We start from the raw sequence: 13,679 nt of genomic DNA, 5'->3' as shown, positions 1-13,679 counted from the left end.
CGGTCCGGCCGCGGCCGTCTGCCCCCACGGAGCCAGGCGCATCTCACCCCCTGGTATGACGACAGTGCGGGCGTCCCGTGCCTACCGTGGTGCCGTGCGCTGGACGAGAGAACGCGGCCGAGGCCGCTGGTGGACGATCGCGATCGTGGCGGCGACGCTGATCCTGTACGCGGTCGCGTGGCCCACGTTGCACCTCACCCACGAGGTGCCCGCACCGCTGATGCCCGTCGTCGCGGCGCTCGCGGCCGGGCCGTTCGTGGCGATCCGGACCGATCCCGCCCTCGGGTGGGCGGTCTCGGCCGGGGCCGCGCTGGCGATCCCGCGCGCCTTCGACCTCGTCCCCGGCTACGACTACCCCTGGCAGGTGGTGCACATCCTCGTGCTGTGCGCGCTGCTCGTCGCGGTGAGCATGCGCGCGTCCCTGCAGATCGCCGGGCTCGTGTGGGCGGCCACCGTGGTGCTGTTCTTCACCCACGTGCCGGGGCAGAACGGCTGGGGCTGGGCGCTCGGCCTGACCGCGATGGCGGTGTTCGGCCTGCTCGTGCGGTGGCTCGTGCTCTCCCGGCGGCAGCTGGCTCGGCAGGAGGAGGTCAGCGAACTCGAGCGGGCCCGCCGCGCGATCCTCGAGGAGAAGGCCCGCATCGCCCGCGACCTGCACGACATCGTCGCGCACCACATGTCCCTCGTCGTGGTGCAGGCGCAGAGCGCCCCGTACCGCCTGCCCGAGGTCCCCGAACCGGTGCGCGCGGAGTTCGAATCCATCGGGGCGACCGCCCGCGAGGCGCTCAACGAGGTGCGCGGCATGCTCGGCGTGCTCCGGAGCGACAACCTCGCCGACGTCAGCGACGGCGACGGCGAACGGGCGCAGGCTCCCCAGCCCGGCCTCGACCGGCTCGGCGACCTGTTCGAGGGCGCGCGGCGCGCCGGGATGGTCCTGTCCACCGCGACGGACGGTGACCCGGCGGGTGTCTCCGACGCCACCGCGCTCACGGTGTACCGCATCCTGCAGGAGTCGCTCGCCAACGCCGCCCGGCACGCCTCCGGGGCACCGGTCCAGGTCGGCGTGGCGTACGGACCGGACGAGGTGAGCGTGACCGTGCGCAACGGCCCCGGGCGCGCGGAGCCCGGACCCGGGGACCGCGGCGGCGGGAACGGCATCCGCGGCATGGTCGACCGGGCGCTGGCGGTCGGAGGGCGGCTCGTGGCCCATCCCGTCCCGGGCGGTGGATTCGAGGTGCGAGCGCAGCTGCCGCGCGTCCCGGCGGCCTAGGCTGAGGCCGTGACGGACCCGAGCGCAGCCGCGACCCCCATCACCGTGTTGATCGCCGACGACCAGGCCATGGTGCGGCAGGGCTTCGGCGCCCTGCTCGCCGCCCAACCCGACATCAGCGTGATCGGCGACGCCCCGGACGGTCGGCGGGCCGTCGCGGAGGCGGCCCGCCTGCGTCCCGACGTGGTCCTGATGGACGTGCGGATGCCCGAGATGAACGGACTCGACGCGGCCCGGCACATCCTCGCCGGGCGCACCGATCCGCCGACACGTGTGCTGATGCTCACCACCTTCGACATCGACGACTACGTCTACGAGGCACTGGGCCTGGGCGCCAGCGGATTCCTGCTCAAGGACGCGCCCGCCGACGAACTGATCCGGGCGGTCCGCGTCGTCGCCGACGGCCAGGCGCTGCTCGCGCCGACCGTCACGCGCCGCCTCATCGCGGACGTCACCCGCCGGCGGTCGCCGCGCCGCGGCCGCGATCGGGCGCTCGACGTCCTCACCCCGCGCGAACGCGAGGTGCTCGAGCTGATCGCCCGCGGGCTGTCGAACCAGGAGATCGCCGCGCACCTGTTCGTCGCGGAGCAGACGGTCAAGACGCACGTGGGGAAGGTGCTCGGGAAGCTGAACCTGCGGGACCGGGCGCAGGCGGTGGTACTGGCGTACGAGTCCGGACTGGTCGTGCCGGGGTGAGCGGCACCCGCGATCGGGATGCCGCGGGCGCCGCGCCGGGGCAGTATTGCCGGGAGGACCACCGACAACCTGCACGACCGGCACGGAGGTACGGATGACGCGCATCGGCATTCTCACCAGCGGCGGGGACTGCCCCGGCCTGAACGCGGTGATCCGCGGAGCGGTCCTCAAGGGCAGGACCGTCTACGGTCAGGAGTTCGTCGGATTCCTCGACGGCTGGCGTGGTTTGGTGGAAGGCGACGCAATCCCCTTGGATCGCAGCAAGGTTCGGGGATTGTCGCATCAGGGCGGCACTATTCTCGGCACCAGCCGGTTCGGCCCCTATCAAGGACCGAACGGCGGCGCGGAGAACATCGCCCGCACGCTCGAGCGCATGGGCGTCGACGCCGTGATCGCCATCGGCGGCGAGGGCACGGCCGCCGCGTCCAAGCGGCTGTTCGAGGAGGGCATCCGGATCGTCGGAGTGCCGAAGACCATCGACAACGACCTCGGCCAGACGGACTACACCTTCGGCTTCGACACCGCCGTCGAGATCGCGACCGAGGCGATCGACCGGCTGCGCACCACCGGCAACTCGCACAAGCGCTGCATGGTCCTCGAGGTGATGGGCCGGGAGGCGGGGTGGATCGCGCTGCACTCCGGCACCGCCGGGGGTGCCCACGCCATCCTCATCCCCGAACAGCCCGAGAGCATCGAGCAGATCTGCGAATGGGTCACCAGCGTCCGCGACCGCGGCCGGGCCCCCATGGTGGTGGTCGCGGAGGGATTCACCCTGCCGGAGATGACCGAGGCGTACTCCGACAAGGGGCGCGACGAGTTCGACCGGCCGCGGCTCGGCGGCATCGCCGACGTCCTCGCCCCGATGATCGAGGAGCGCACCGGCATCCAGACCCGCGCCACGATCCTGGGCTACATCCAGCGCGGCGGCGTGCCCACGGCCTTCGACCGGGTGCTCGCCACCCGCCTGGGCATGGCGGTCACCGATCTCGTCGCCGACGAGGAGTGGGGGCACATGGTGGCGCTGCACGGAACCGACATCGCCCGGGTCGGTTTCGACGAGGCGCTCGCCAACCACAAGCGGGTGCCGAAGGACCGCTACGAGGAGATGCGGATCATCTTCGGGTGAGGTCGCGCCGCGCGTGAGGGCCGGTTCGCCGCATGGCGGCACCGTCTAAAATCGAGCGCATGACTGCCGCCATGTCCGATGATCTGCTCGCCTACGACGAGGTGCTCGCGAAGTTCGAGCCCGTGATGGGCATGGAGGTGCACGTCGAGCTGCACACCGCGACCAAGATGTTCTGCCCGTGCCCGACCACGTTCGGCGCCGAACCCAACACGCAGGTGTGCCCGGTGTGCCTCGGCCTGCCCGGCTCGCTGCCCGTCGTCAACCAGGCGGCGGTGGAGTCGGCGATCCGCATCGGCCTTGCGCTGAACTGCTCGATCACGCCGTGGGGCCGGTTCGCGCGGAAGAACTACTTCTACCCGGACCAGCCGAAGAACTACCAGATCTCGCAGTACGACGAGCCGATCGCCACCGACGGCTACCTCGACGTGGTCCTCGACGACGGCAGCACGTGGCGCGTGGAGATCGAGCGCGCGCACATGGAGGAGGACACCGGCAAGTCGCTGCACGTCGGTGGCGCCACGGGCCGCATCCACGGGGCGAGCCACTCGCTGCTCGACTACAACCGCGCCGGGGTGCCGCTCATCGAGATCGTCACCAAGCCCATCGTCGGCGCCGGCGAGCGCGCCCCCGAGGTCGCCCGCGCCTACGTCACCGCGCTGCGGGACCTGCTGAAGGCCCTCGACGTGTCCGACGTGCGCATGGACCAGGGCTCGATGCGCTGCGACGCCAACCTCTCCCTCAACCCGATCGGAGCGGCGGAGTTCGGCACCCGCACCGAGACGAAGAACGTCAACTCGCTCAAGTCGGTCGAGGTCGCCGTGCGGTACGAGATGCGCCGCCAGGCCGCGGTCCTGACCGCGGGCGGCACGGTGATCCAGGAGACCCGGCACTTCCAGGAGGCCGACGGCACCACCTCGCCGGGCCGGCGCAAGGAGACCGCGGAGGACTACCGCTACTTCCCGGAACCGGACCTCGAACCGATCGCCCCGAGCGCGGAGTGGATCGAGGACCTGCGCGCCACCCTCCCCGAGCTGCCGTGGCTGCGGCGCGCCCGGATCCAGGCCGAGTGGGGCATCTCCGACGAGGAGATGCGCGACCTCGTCAACGCCGGCGCCCTGGACCTGATCATCGCCACCACCGAGGCCGGCGCCCCCGCCTCCGAGTCCCGGTCCTGGTGGGTCGCCTACCTGGCCCAGCAGGCCAACACCCGCGGCGTCGAGCTCGTCGAGCTGCCGATCACCCCGGAGCAGGTCGCGCAGGTGATCGCCCTCGTCGCCGACGGCACGCTCACCAACAAGCTCGCCCGCAAGGTCGTCGACTACGTGCTCGCCGGTGAGGGCGACCCGAAGCAGATCCTCGCTGCGCACCCCGAACTCGTGGTCGTGCGCGACGACTCGCTCATCAAGTCGGAGGTGGAGAAGGCGCTGGCCGCCAACCCCGACATCGCCGACAAGATCCGCAGCGGCAAGGTCCAGGCGGCCGGCAAGATCGTCGGCGACGTGATGAAGGCCACCCGCGGCCAGGCCGACCCGGCCCTGGTCAAGGAGCTCGTGCTCGCCGCCTGCAGCTGAGTTCTTCCACGAGAGGTTCTTCCGCGAGCGGGCGGCCTGCCGGGATGGCAGGCCGCCCGTGTGTCTACTGCGTGTCGCCGGCGATGTTCACCATCCACTGGATGCCGAACTTGTCGGTGCACATGCCGAAGTGGTCGCCCCACGGTGCTCGCTCGAGCGGCATGGCGATGGTTCCGCCGTCGCTCAGCTGGTCCCAGTAGCCCCGCAGCTCGGCCTCGTCGTCGCCGCTGAGCGAGATCGAGATGTTGTCCCCCGGGTTGTAGCTCATCTGGTTGGGGGTGTCCGCCGCCATCAGGACGAGACCGTTCGGGCTCGCCAGCATCGAATGCATGATCTTGTCCTGCTCGGACGGGTCGTCGCTCGCGTGCATCTCCGCGAACGTGCTCACATCCAATTCTCCGCCGAACACGGATCGGTAGAACTCCATGGCCTGGCGGGCATTGTCGCGAAAGCTGATGTACGGATTCAGGCGTGTGGTCATGCGGGCCCCTCCCTCGGGCGTGCCACTGCTTCGGACCGATCGGCGACATTGTTGCACCGTCCCGGGTCGAACGGGGAAGTGTGCCGGAAGCAATTGCGACACAGTCGAATTCGAGTAATCCGAACCGTCGCGGGAGCGGGTGCGGGCGGATCCGCCGCGAAAACGCTGAGATTCGACCGAAACGTCCGTATTGTCACTGTCGTCGTGGGGCGGGTCGACGCTCACGGCGCACGGGCGGCCGGATTTCTCGTCGGACATCGCGGAGGATCAATGTGCACTCGGGCAATGTGGACCGGAAGCGGGCACGGCGTTCTCGTCGGCCGGAACATGGACTGGCGCGAGGAGATGGACACGAACCTGTGGTCACTTCCGCGGGGGGTCGACAGGATCGGGCACGACCGCGATCCCGACCCGGTGACCTGGACGGCCCGGTACGGCAGTCTCGTGGCCGCCGTCTGGGACAACGCCACGAGCGACGGGATCAACGAGCGCGGCCTGGCCGCCCACGTGCTGTGGCTCGCGGAGGCGGACTTCGGGGAACGGGACCCGGAACTGCCCGCGCTCGCGGTGTCCCTGTGGCCGCAGATCTTTCTGGACCTGTGCGGCACCGTCGACGAGTGCCTCGCCCTGATGGCCGAGCGGCCCTTCCAGGTCCGACCGTTGATCGAGCCGCGCTCCCAGCGTCCCGCGACCGTGCATCTGGCCCTCGAGGACGCGAGCGGTGACTCCCTGATCCTCGAGCACATCGGTGGAACGCTGCGGATACATCACGGCCGCGCGAACACCGTCATGACGAATTCACCGCCGTACGACGAGCAGATCGAACTCCGGAAGAGCTTTACCGGTTTCGGGGGATCCGAGCCGCTGCCCGGCACCACGGAGGCGTCCGACCGCTTCGTCCGGGCAAGTTACTATCTCGACCGACTGCCCGCCGTGGAGACCCCGGCCCGTGCGTATGCGGCGCTGCTCAGCGTCATGCGCAATGTCGCGCAACCGTTCGGCGAACCCGATCCGCAACGGCCGAACATCTCGATGACGATCTGGCGCACGCTGACGGACCTGACCGAGGGGCTGTACATGTTCGAATCGTCGTTCAGCCCGAACATCGTGTGGACCCGGTCGGCCGACCTGGACTTCTCGACCTGCCGCAAGCTCGACCTTGCGAAACCGGGCCTGCTGGGCAACGTGAGCGGCGCGTTCACCGACGCGGCCGAGCCGCCCTTCACGCTGTCGTGACGTACCCCGAGACGAACGGTTCCGGCTAGTCGAAGCCGCCCCCGCCGGCGGGGAACTGGATCAGCACGACCCGATCGTCGTTCGGGCCCGGTTCGCCGCCGGCCTTGTTGACGGTGGACACCCACAGCTGCCCGTCGCCGCCCGCCGACGCGCCGCCGAGACGGCCGTAGCGGTCCTGCACCGCCGGCACGGGCGCCGCCGTCACCGCCCCTGTTCCCGGATCGATGGCGACCACCGCAACCGCCTTGCCGTCCGTCAGCGACACCGCGACCGCGTCCGCACCGGCCGCGCATCCGGCCACGCCCGGACGCTCGGGCCACGTCCAGGCGGGGGACGCGCCCACCGCGCCGTCCACTCCGACACGCTGCAGCCGGTCCTCGAGCGCGGTGCGGTCGGTGACCCACAGGTTTCCGGCGGGATCCCGGCACACGTCGCCGGCCGTTCCGATCCCCGAGAGCACGACCGACGGCGCCGCGGCCGCGCCCGGCGCCGGCAGAGGCATCCGCAGCAGCTTCCCGGCGAGCGACGCCGGATCGGCGGCCGCGGCCGGATTCCCGGCGTCGCCGGTGAGCACCACCAGGTCGGTGGGTGAGGTGAACTCGAGCGCGCCCGCGTTCCCGCTCGCCCCCCGCGGGATGCCGGTGAACACGGGCTTCGGGACGTCGCCCGCGGCGAGCCGCACGACGCGGTTGTCGGTCGGGGTGGTGATGTAGGCGTAGAGCAGCCGATCCTCGTCGAAGGTCGGCGACAGCGCGAGATCGAGCAGCCCGCCGTCGCCGGAACCGTCGACCGGCACGGTGGCCACCTCCACCGGTTCCGTCCGCGGTGCCACCCGCAGGATCCGGCCCGTGCGCCGCTCCGCGACGAGAGCGGAGCCGCCGTCCGGCATGGTGACCAGCCCTCCCGTGGTGTCGAGGCACGTGGCGACCACCGCGGGGTCGGGGTCCTGACACGGGCCCGGCGGTGTCGGCGGTGCGCCCGGCGTCGTGGTCGTCGTCGGGGGCTCGAGCGGTTCGAGTTCGGCGCCCGCGTCGAAGCTCGGCTCCGGCGTGAACGGGGTGGTGGTCGCGTCGTCGAAACGGGCACACGACGTGGTGAGGGCGAGCAGACCCACGATCGACGCGACCGTCGCTCGCATCCGTCGCGACCCACCGACTCTCGCGCGCCTCGTCATGACCATGACGTTACCGGGGCGGCGCGCCCCGACTCGGTTCCCGGGTCGGCCGACCCGGGCGACCTACCCTGGTTCGGTGACCGACAAGGCGAAAGACCACGTCCCGGAGCCGACGCCGCAGGATGCCGCGGAGCCGGTGTCGAGTCCCTACGACAATCCCACCCTGGAGCTGCAGCGCCCCCGCTCGTCGATGCTCGAGTCCGATGACGACCTCGATCTCGACAACTCCGCCTTCGAGCGGCGCGGCCCGGCGCAGTACGGGTACGCGGACTCCGACGTCGCCCCCACCGAGCGGATGCACCGGTACGAGCCCGCGGGCGCCGTCGCGGCGCCGATCGGAGCGGAGACCGGTGCCGCGCCCGGGCCGGCGAAGGCGCGCCGCGGCACACTGGACCTGGGGTTGCTCGTGCTGCGGCTCGTCGTCGGCGGCACGATGGTGGTGCACGGGGTGCAGAAGCTGACAGGGCTGTGGGGCGGCCCCGGCATGGACGGGTTCGAGGCGATGCTCGCCGACGCGGGCTACCAGCGTCCGGCCCTGCTCGCGGTGCTCGGTGCGGTGGGGGAGGTGGCGGCCGGAGCGCTGCTGATCCTCGGGTTGCTCACCCCGCTCGCCGCCGCCGCCGTGCTGGCGATCATGATCAACGCGTGGTTGTTCCGGCAGTCCGCCGAGCCGGGACTGCAGTACTTCGCGCCGGACGGGGTGGAGTACGAGACCCTGCTCGCGGCCGCCGCCGCAGTGATCGTGCTGACCGGTCCCGGTCGGGTCGCGGTCGACGGCACCCGCGGCTGGGCGACCCGGCCGTTCGCCGGCTCGTTCGTCGCGCTGCTGCTCGGCGTCGCGGGTGGGGTCTGCCTCTGGATATTCGGCCGCTGACGCGGACGGTGCGTCCTTCGGGCGGCAGGAACAGCCCGAAGGACGCACCGGTGCCTACGGCACCCGGCGGACTGCACCCTTGTCGGCCGAGGTGGCCAACGCGGCGTAGGCGCGCAGGGCGGTGGTGACCGTGCGCTGCCGGTCGACCGGCAGCCACGGGCGCTCCGAAGCCTCCATCTTGGCGCGCCGCTCGGCGAGGACGGCGTCGTCGACGAGGACCTCGAGGGTGCGCGTGGGGACGTCGATGCGGATCCGGTCACCGTTCTCGAGCAGACCGATGACGCCGCCGGACGCCGCCTCGGGCGAGATGTGGCCGATCGACAGTCCCGACGTGCCGCCGGAGAACCGGCCGTCGGTGATCAGGGCGCACTGCTTGCCCAGTCCCGCGCCCTTCAGGAACGCGGTGGGATGCAGCATCTCCTGCATGCCCGGCCCGCCCGACGGCCCCTCGTAGCGGACCACGACGACGTCCCCGGCCTGCACCTTCTTGCCGAGGATCACCGACACGGCCTCCTCCTGCGACTCGACGACCAACGCCGGGCCCTCGAAGGTGAACAGGTCCTCGTCGATGCCGGCGGTCTTGAGGATCGCGCCGTCCGGAGCGAGGTTGCCGCGCAGGACGACCAGTCCGCCCTCGACGGTGTAGGCGTGCTCGACGTCCCGGATGCAGCCGGCCGCGGCGTCCGTGTCCAGCGACGACCAGCGGTTGGCGGTGGAGAACGGCTCGGTGGTGCGGACACCGCCGGGGGCCGCATGGAACAGCTCGATCGCCTCGTCGGAGGCCTTGCCGGAGCGCACGTCCCACGTATCGAGCCACTCGTCGAAGCTCGTCGTGTGGACCGTGGTCACGTCCGTCTCGAGCAGCCCGGCGCGGCGCAGCTCGCCGAGGATCGCGGGGATGCCGCCGGCCCGGTGGACGTCTTCCATGTGGTAGTCCGAGTTGGGGGAGACCTTCGCCAGGCACGGCACCTTGCGGCTGATGGCGTCGATCGTGCCGAGGTCGAAGTCGACCTCGCCCTCCTGCGCCGCGGCGAGCGTGTGCAGCACGGTGTTGGTCGAGCCGCCCATCGCGACGTCGAGCGCCATGGCGTTGCGGAACGCGGCGGGGGAGGCGATGTTGCGCGGCAGGACCGACTCGTCCTCGTCCCGGTACCAGCGCAGCGCCGCCTCGACGACCGTGGTGCCGGCCCGCTCGAACAGCGCCCGGCGTGCCGCGTGGGTGGCCAGCGTCGACCCGTTGCCGGGCAGTGCCAGTCCGAGCGCCTCGGTCAGGCAGTTCATGGAGTTCGCGGTGAACATGCCCGAGCACGACCCGCACGTGGGGCAGGCGCTGCGCTCGACCTCGTCGAGGCCGTCGTCGCTGACGGCGTCGTTGGCCGACGCCGAGATCGCGGTGATCAGGTCGGTGGGGGCCTGCGCGACACCGCCGACGACCACCGCCTTGCCGGCCTCCATCGGGCCGCCCGAGACGAACACCGTCGGGATGTTCAGGCGCATCGCGGCATTGAGCATGCCGGGGGTGATCTTGTCGCAGTTGGAGATGCACACCAGCGCGTCGGCGGTGTGCGCATTGACCATGTACTCCACCGAGTCGGCGATGATCTCGCGGCTGGGCAGCGAGTACAGCATGCCGCCGTGGCCCATGGCGATCCCGTCGTCGACGGCGATGGTGTGGAACTCGCGCGGCACACCGCCGGCGGCCCGCACCGCCTCGGCGACGATCTCGCCGACGTCCTTGAGGTGGACGTGGCCGGGCACGAACTGCGTGTAGGAGTTCGCGATCGCGACGATCGGCTTGCCGAAGTCGGAGTCGGTCATGCCGGTGGCGCGCCACAGGGCGCGGGCCCCGGCGGCGTTGCGTCCGGCGGTGGTGGTGCGTGACCTCAACGGGGGCATCGGGTTCCTCGGGGGCTAGGGCTGCTTCGGGGCTAGGGCTGCTTCGGGGCTGGGGCTGCTTCGGGGCTGTGTGCTGCGCGGGCGCGGCGACGCCGGGGACCGGGCTCCGCCGGACGGGGCCGGAGCGGGCCTGGGCGGCTTCGAATTTACTCGTGTGCTATTTCGACTCGACGTCCGCGTCCGGCTCGGTGTCCGCGGCCTGCTCCCGTGCCTCCGCCTCGCGCGCGGCCGCATACGGGTCGGTGATGCGACCGCCGCTACCGGCGGCGAGCTGGGGGAGACGGCCGAACGTGACGACCGGCAGGGGTACCTCGGTGCCGTCGGTGCGGCGGGCGCGCGCCCAGCCCCGCTTGGGGAATCGCAGGCCGTCGAGTTCGTCCCAGGCCAGGGTCCGGGTCGAGAACGCGGACCGGGCGGTGATGCCCTCGGGCCCGACGACGGTGCGCACCCGCAGCACCCACGCGCCGACGAGGAACGGAATCACCACCATCCAGCCGAACGCGGCGGGCCAGGCCAGGGCCGGGGAGGCCACTCCGAGCAGCACGAACCCACATGCGAGCAGCGCGAGCCGGGAAATCTGGATGACCTGCGGCTGCTGTTCGGCCGTATGGGATGATGGGCGTGGTGGCACGGGCTGCTGTGGAGATGACACCTCACCATCTTCCCATTGCAGCCGAGGCATCTCACATTCTGGGACAGGTGACCGAACCAAGTTGACTGTCGGACCTTCGCGCGCCTACCGTCGAGCGCGTGAATCAGAATGGGTTGCTCGTAATCGGCCGGCGCGTCGTCGCCTGAGCCGCTTCTCGCAACTCGCCCACGACGCGCCACCCTCGTACAGCAGATGCTGCTGACGGGGGTTTTTTGTTGCCCGGAGCCAGAACCAGAGGAATCGCAGTGAGCGCACCAACCGCAAGGCCTCAACCTTCGCCGCGCAAGCCCGGGGCCGCAGCCCCGTCGCCCGCGGCCGCGGCCACCCAGTCCGGTAACCGTCGCCAGGTCGCCCCCGAGCGGGTCACCGGCGCACAGTCGGTGGTCCGGGCCCTCGAGGAGCTCGAAGTCGACACGGTATTCGGCATTCCGGGCGGTGCGATCCTCCCCGTCTACGACCCGCTGTTCGACTCGCAGAAGGTCCGGCACGTGCTGGTCCGCCACGAGCAGGGCGCCGGCCACGCCGCGACCGGATACGCCCAGGCCTCCGGCAAGGTCGGCGTGTGCATGGCCACCTCCGGCCCCGGCGCCACCAACCTCGTCACCCCGCTCGCCGACGCGCAGATGGACTCTGTCCCCGTCGTGGCGATCACGGGCCAGGTCGGCCGCGGTCTGATCGGCACCGACGCCTTCCAGGAGGCGGACATCTCGGGCATCACCATGCCGATCACCAAGCACAACTTCCTCGTGACCGACGGCGCCGAGATCCCCCGCGTCCTCGCCGAGGCGTTCTACCTGGCCGCGTCCGGCCGTCCCGGCGCGGTGCTCGTGGACATCCCGAAGGACATCCTGCAGGCCCAGACCACCTTCAGCTGGCCCCCGGAGATGCACCTGCCCGGCTACCGTCCCGTGACCAAGCCGCACGGCAAGCAGGTCCGTGAAGCCGCCCGCCTGATCGCCGAGGCGAAGTCGCCCGTGCTGTACATCGGCGGCGGTGTCATCAAGGCCGAGGCCTCTCCGGAGCTGCTCGAGCTGGCCGAGCTCACCGGCATCCCGGTCGTCACGACGCTCATGGCGCGCGGTGCGTTCCCCGACACTCACCGGCTCAACTGCGGCATGCCCGGCATGCACGGCACCGTCGCGGCGGTCGCCGCCCTGCAGAAGTCCGATCTGCTGATCACGCTCGGCGCGCGGTTCGACGACCGCGTCACCGGTCAGCTCGACTCGTTCGCGCCCGGCGCGAAGGTCATCCACGCGGACATCGACCCGGCCGAGATCGGCAAGAACCGGCACGCCGACGTGCCGATCGTGGGTGACTGCAAGGAGGTGATCGTCGAGCTGATCGAGGCGATCCGTGCGGATCTCGCGACGGGCACCACGCTCGAGTACGCCCAGTGGTGGGAGTACCTGGACGGGATCCGCCGCACCTACCCGCTCAGCTACGACCGGCCCGCCGACGGCATGCTCTCGCCGGAGTTCGTGATCCAGAAGGTCGGCAAGCTCGCCGGACCGGACGCGATCTACTGCGCCGGCGTCGGCCAGCACCAGATGTGGGCCGCGCAGTTCATCGACTACGAGAAGCCACGGACCTGGCTCAACTCCGGCGGCCTGGGCACCATGGGCTACGCCGTTCCGGCGGCCATGGGCGCCAAGATGGGCGTGCCCGACGCCGAGGTGTGGGCCATCGACGGCGACGGCTGCTTCCAGATGACCAACCAGGAACTGGCGACCTGCGCGGTGGAGGGTGTGCCGATCAAGGTCGCGCTCATCAACAACGGCAACCTCGGCATGGTGCGGCAGTGGCAGACGCTGTTCTACGAGGAGCGGTACTCGAACACGGACCTGGCCACCCACACCCTGCGCATCCCCGACTTCGTCAAGCTGGCCGAGGCTCTGGGCTGCGTCGGCATCCGCGTCGAGCGCGAGGAGGAGGTCGAGGACGCGATCCGCCAGGCGCAGTCGATCAACGACCGTCCGGTGGTCATCGACTTCATCGTCGGCAAGGACGCCCAGGTGTGGCCGATGGTCGCCGCGGGCACCGGCAACGACGAGATCATGGCGGCGCGGGGCATCCGCCCGCTGTTCGACGAGGACGAGGCGGCCGCCGAGCCGGCCGTCATCCACGAGGCACTCGAGCACGAGAAGCACCCGGACCAGCGCGGCGCCGCAGCAGCAGGAGAGGATCGTCAGTGAGCACCAGTCACACCCTCAGCGTTCTCGTCGAGGACAAGCCGGGCGTGCTGGCCCGCGTGGCGAGCCTGTTCTCCCGCCGCGGGTTCAACATCGAATCCCTCGCGGTGGGCGGCACCGAGATCCCCGAGATCTCCCGGATGACGATCGTCGTCACCGTCGACGAGTTCCCCCTCGAGCAGGTGACCAAGCAGCTCAACAAGCTCGTCAACGTCATCAAGATCGTCGAGCAGGAAGAGGAGGCCTCGGTCGCCCGCGAGCTGCTGCTGATCAAGGTGCGGGCGGACGCGAGCGTGCGGACGCAGGTCATCGAGACGGTGAATCTGTTCCGCGCCAAGGTGATCGACGTCTCGCCCGAGTCGCTCACGATCGAGGCCACCGGTACCCGGTCCAAGCTCGACGCCCTGCTGCGGATGCTCGAGCCCTACGGCATCCGCGAGATCGTGCAGTCCGGGGTCGTCGCGGTTGGACGCGGTCCGAAGTCGATCACGGCCACCCGTTAGCCTGAACACAC

The 13,679-nt window shown here is 70.9% G+C and carries 12 protein-coding genes; 8 read left to right on the top strand and 4 right to left on the bottom strand.

Annotated elements, in window-relative coordinates; genetic code table 11:
- Positions 1-55: 55 nt before the first annotated feature.
- From KZJ41_RS17605 to gatB, 4 genes are all read left to right on the top strand, one after another.
- Positions 56-1,270: a histidine kinase gene (locus tag KZJ41_RS17605; protein WP_202917350.1), complete on the top strand. Its 1,215-nt coding sequence runs from the start codon at positions 56-58 to the stop codon at positions 1,268-1,270.
- 9 nt (positions 1,271-1,279) lie between these two features.
- Entirely contained in the window at positions 1,280-1,966 is a 687-nt protein-coding gene (locus KZJ41_RS17600) for a response regulator transcription factor (RefSeq protein WP_006942343.1), read from the top strand.
- Between the two features lie 94 nt (positions 1,967-2,060).
- Positions 2,061-3,092: a 6-phosphofructokinase gene (locus KZJ41_RS17595; protein ID WP_006942344.1), complete on the top strand. Its 1,032-nt coding sequence runs from the start codon at positions 2,061-2,063 to the stop codon at positions 3,090-3,092.
- Positions 3,093-3,151: 59 nt separating this feature from the next.
- Positions 3,152-4,663, top strand: a complete 1,512-nt coding sequence (gatB, locus tag KZJ41_RS17590) for an Asp-tRNA(Asn)/Glu-tRNA(Gln) amidotransferase subunit GatB (RefSeq protein WP_006942345.1) — start codon at positions 3,152-3,154, stop codon at positions 4,661-4,663.
- Between the two features lie 64 nt (positions 4,664-4,727).
- Here the strand turns inward: gatB and KZJ41_RS17585 are convergent, their stop codons facing one another.
- Positions 4,728-5,144: a VOC family protein gene (locus KZJ41_RS17585; RefSeq protein ID WP_006947411.1), complete on the bottom strand. Its 417-nt coding sequence runs from the start codon at positions 5,142-5,144 to the stop codon at positions 4,728-4,730.
- Between the two features lie 285 nt (positions 5,145-5,429).
- Here KZJ41_RS17585 and KZJ41_RS17580 point away from each other — a divergent pair, with 285 nt between their 5' ends.
- Positions 5,430-6,380 (top strand): linear amide C-N hydrolase, encoded by a 951-nt coding sequence (locus tag KZJ41_RS17580; protein ID WP_029544427.1) that lies wholly within the window; start codon positions 5,430-5,432, stop codon positions 6,378-6,380.
- A gap of 25 nt (positions 6,381-6,405) precedes the next feature.
- Here KZJ41_RS17580 and KZJ41_RS17575 read toward each other — a convergent pair whose 3' ends face one another.
- Complete coding sequence (locus tag KZJ41_RS17575) at positions 6,406-7,518, bottom strand: PQQ-dependent sugar dehydrogenase (protein WP_006947419.1); 1,113 nt, start codon at positions 7,516-7,518, stop codon at positions 6,406-6,408.
- Positions 7,519-7,630: 112 nt separating this feature from the next.
- Between KZJ41_RS17575 and KZJ41_RS17570 the strand changes: the two genes are divergently transcribed.
- Positions 7,631-8,428 (top strand): DoxX family protein, encoded by a 798-nt coding sequence (locus tag KZJ41_RS17570; protein ID WP_050035413.1) that lies wholly within the window; start codon positions 7,631-7,633, stop codon positions 8,426-8,428.
- A gap of 54 nt (positions 8,429-8,482) precedes the next feature.
- Here KZJ41_RS17570 and ilvD read toward each other — a convergent pair whose 3' ends face one another.
- Complete coding sequence (gene ilvD, locus KZJ41_RS17565; protein WP_203329191.1) at positions 8,483-10,324, bottom strand: dihydroxy-acid dehydratase; 1,842 nt, start codon at positions 10,322-10,324, stop codon at positions 8,483-8,485.
- A gap of 157 nt (positions 10,325-10,481) precedes the next feature.
- Positions 10,482-10,955 carry a PH domain-containing protein gene (locus tag KZJ41_RS17560; RefSeq protein WP_029544420.1) on the bottom strand — a complete coding sequence of 158 codons (474 nt, stop codon included), beginning with the start codon at positions 10,953-10,955 and terminating at the stop codon, positions 10,482-10,484.
- A gap of 266 nt (positions 10,956-11,221) precedes the next feature.
- On the opposite strand from KZJ41_RS17560, the gene KZJ41_RS17555 reads away from it, so the two are divergent.
- Together KZJ41_RS17555 and ilvN are read left to right on the top strand one after the other, a co-directional pair.
- Positions 11,222-13,168 carry an acetolactate synthase large subunit gene (locus tag KZJ41_RS17555; protein ID WP_006934250.1) on the top strand — a complete coding sequence of 649 codons (1,947 nt, stop codon included), beginning with the start codon at positions 11,222-11,224 and terminating at the stop codon, positions 13,166-13,168.
- A complete protein-coding gene (ilvN, locus tag KZJ41_RS17550) occupies positions 13,165-13,668 on the top strand; it encodes an acetolactate synthase small subunit (RefSeq protein ID WP_006934252.1) in 504 nt (167 codons plus the stop codon). Before KZJ41_RS17555 ends, ilvN begins: the two co-directional genes overlap by 4 nt.
- Positions 13,669-13,679: the final 11 nt, after the last annotated feature.

Source organism: Rhodococcus sp. 11-3, from assembly GCF_023704055.1.
Lineage (GTDB): Bacteria > Actinomycetota > Actinomycetes > Mycobacteriales > Mycobacteriaceae > Rhodococcus > Rhodococcus aetherivorans.
This window is presented reverse-complemented; position numbering and strand designations above follow the sequence as displayed.

Excerpts from the sequence above, each read along its gene's own strand:
- KZJ41_RS17605 (WP_202917350.1), top strand. The coding sequence starts at position 56 with ATGACGACAGTGCGGGCGTCCCGTGCCTACCGTGGTGCCGTGCGCTGG.
- ilvD (WP_203329191.1), bottom strand. The coding sequence starts at position 10,324 with ATGCCCCCGTTGAGGTCACGCACCACCACCGCCGGACGCAACGCCGCC.
- KZJ41_RS17595 (WP_006942344.1), top strand. The coding sequence starts at position 2,061 with ATGACGCGCATCGGCATTCTCACCAGCGGCGGGGACTGCCCCGGCCTG.
- KZJ41_RS17580 (WP_029544427.1), top strand. The coding sequence starts at position 5,430 with ATGTGGACCGGAAGCGGGCACGGCGTTCTCGTCGGCCGGAACATGGAC.
- KZJ41_RS17585 (WP_006947411.1), bottom strand. The coding sequence starts at position 5,144 with ATGACCACACGCCTGAATCCGTACATCAGCTTTCGCGACAATGCCCGC.
- KZJ41_RS17575 (WP_006947419.1), bottom strand. The coding sequence starts at position 7,518 with ATGCGAGCGACGGTCGCGTCGATCGTGGGTCTGCTCGCCCTCACCACG.
- gatB (WP_006942345.1), top strand. The coding sequence starts at position 3,152 with ATGACTGCCGCCATGTCCGATGATCTGCTCGCCTACGACGAGGTGCTC.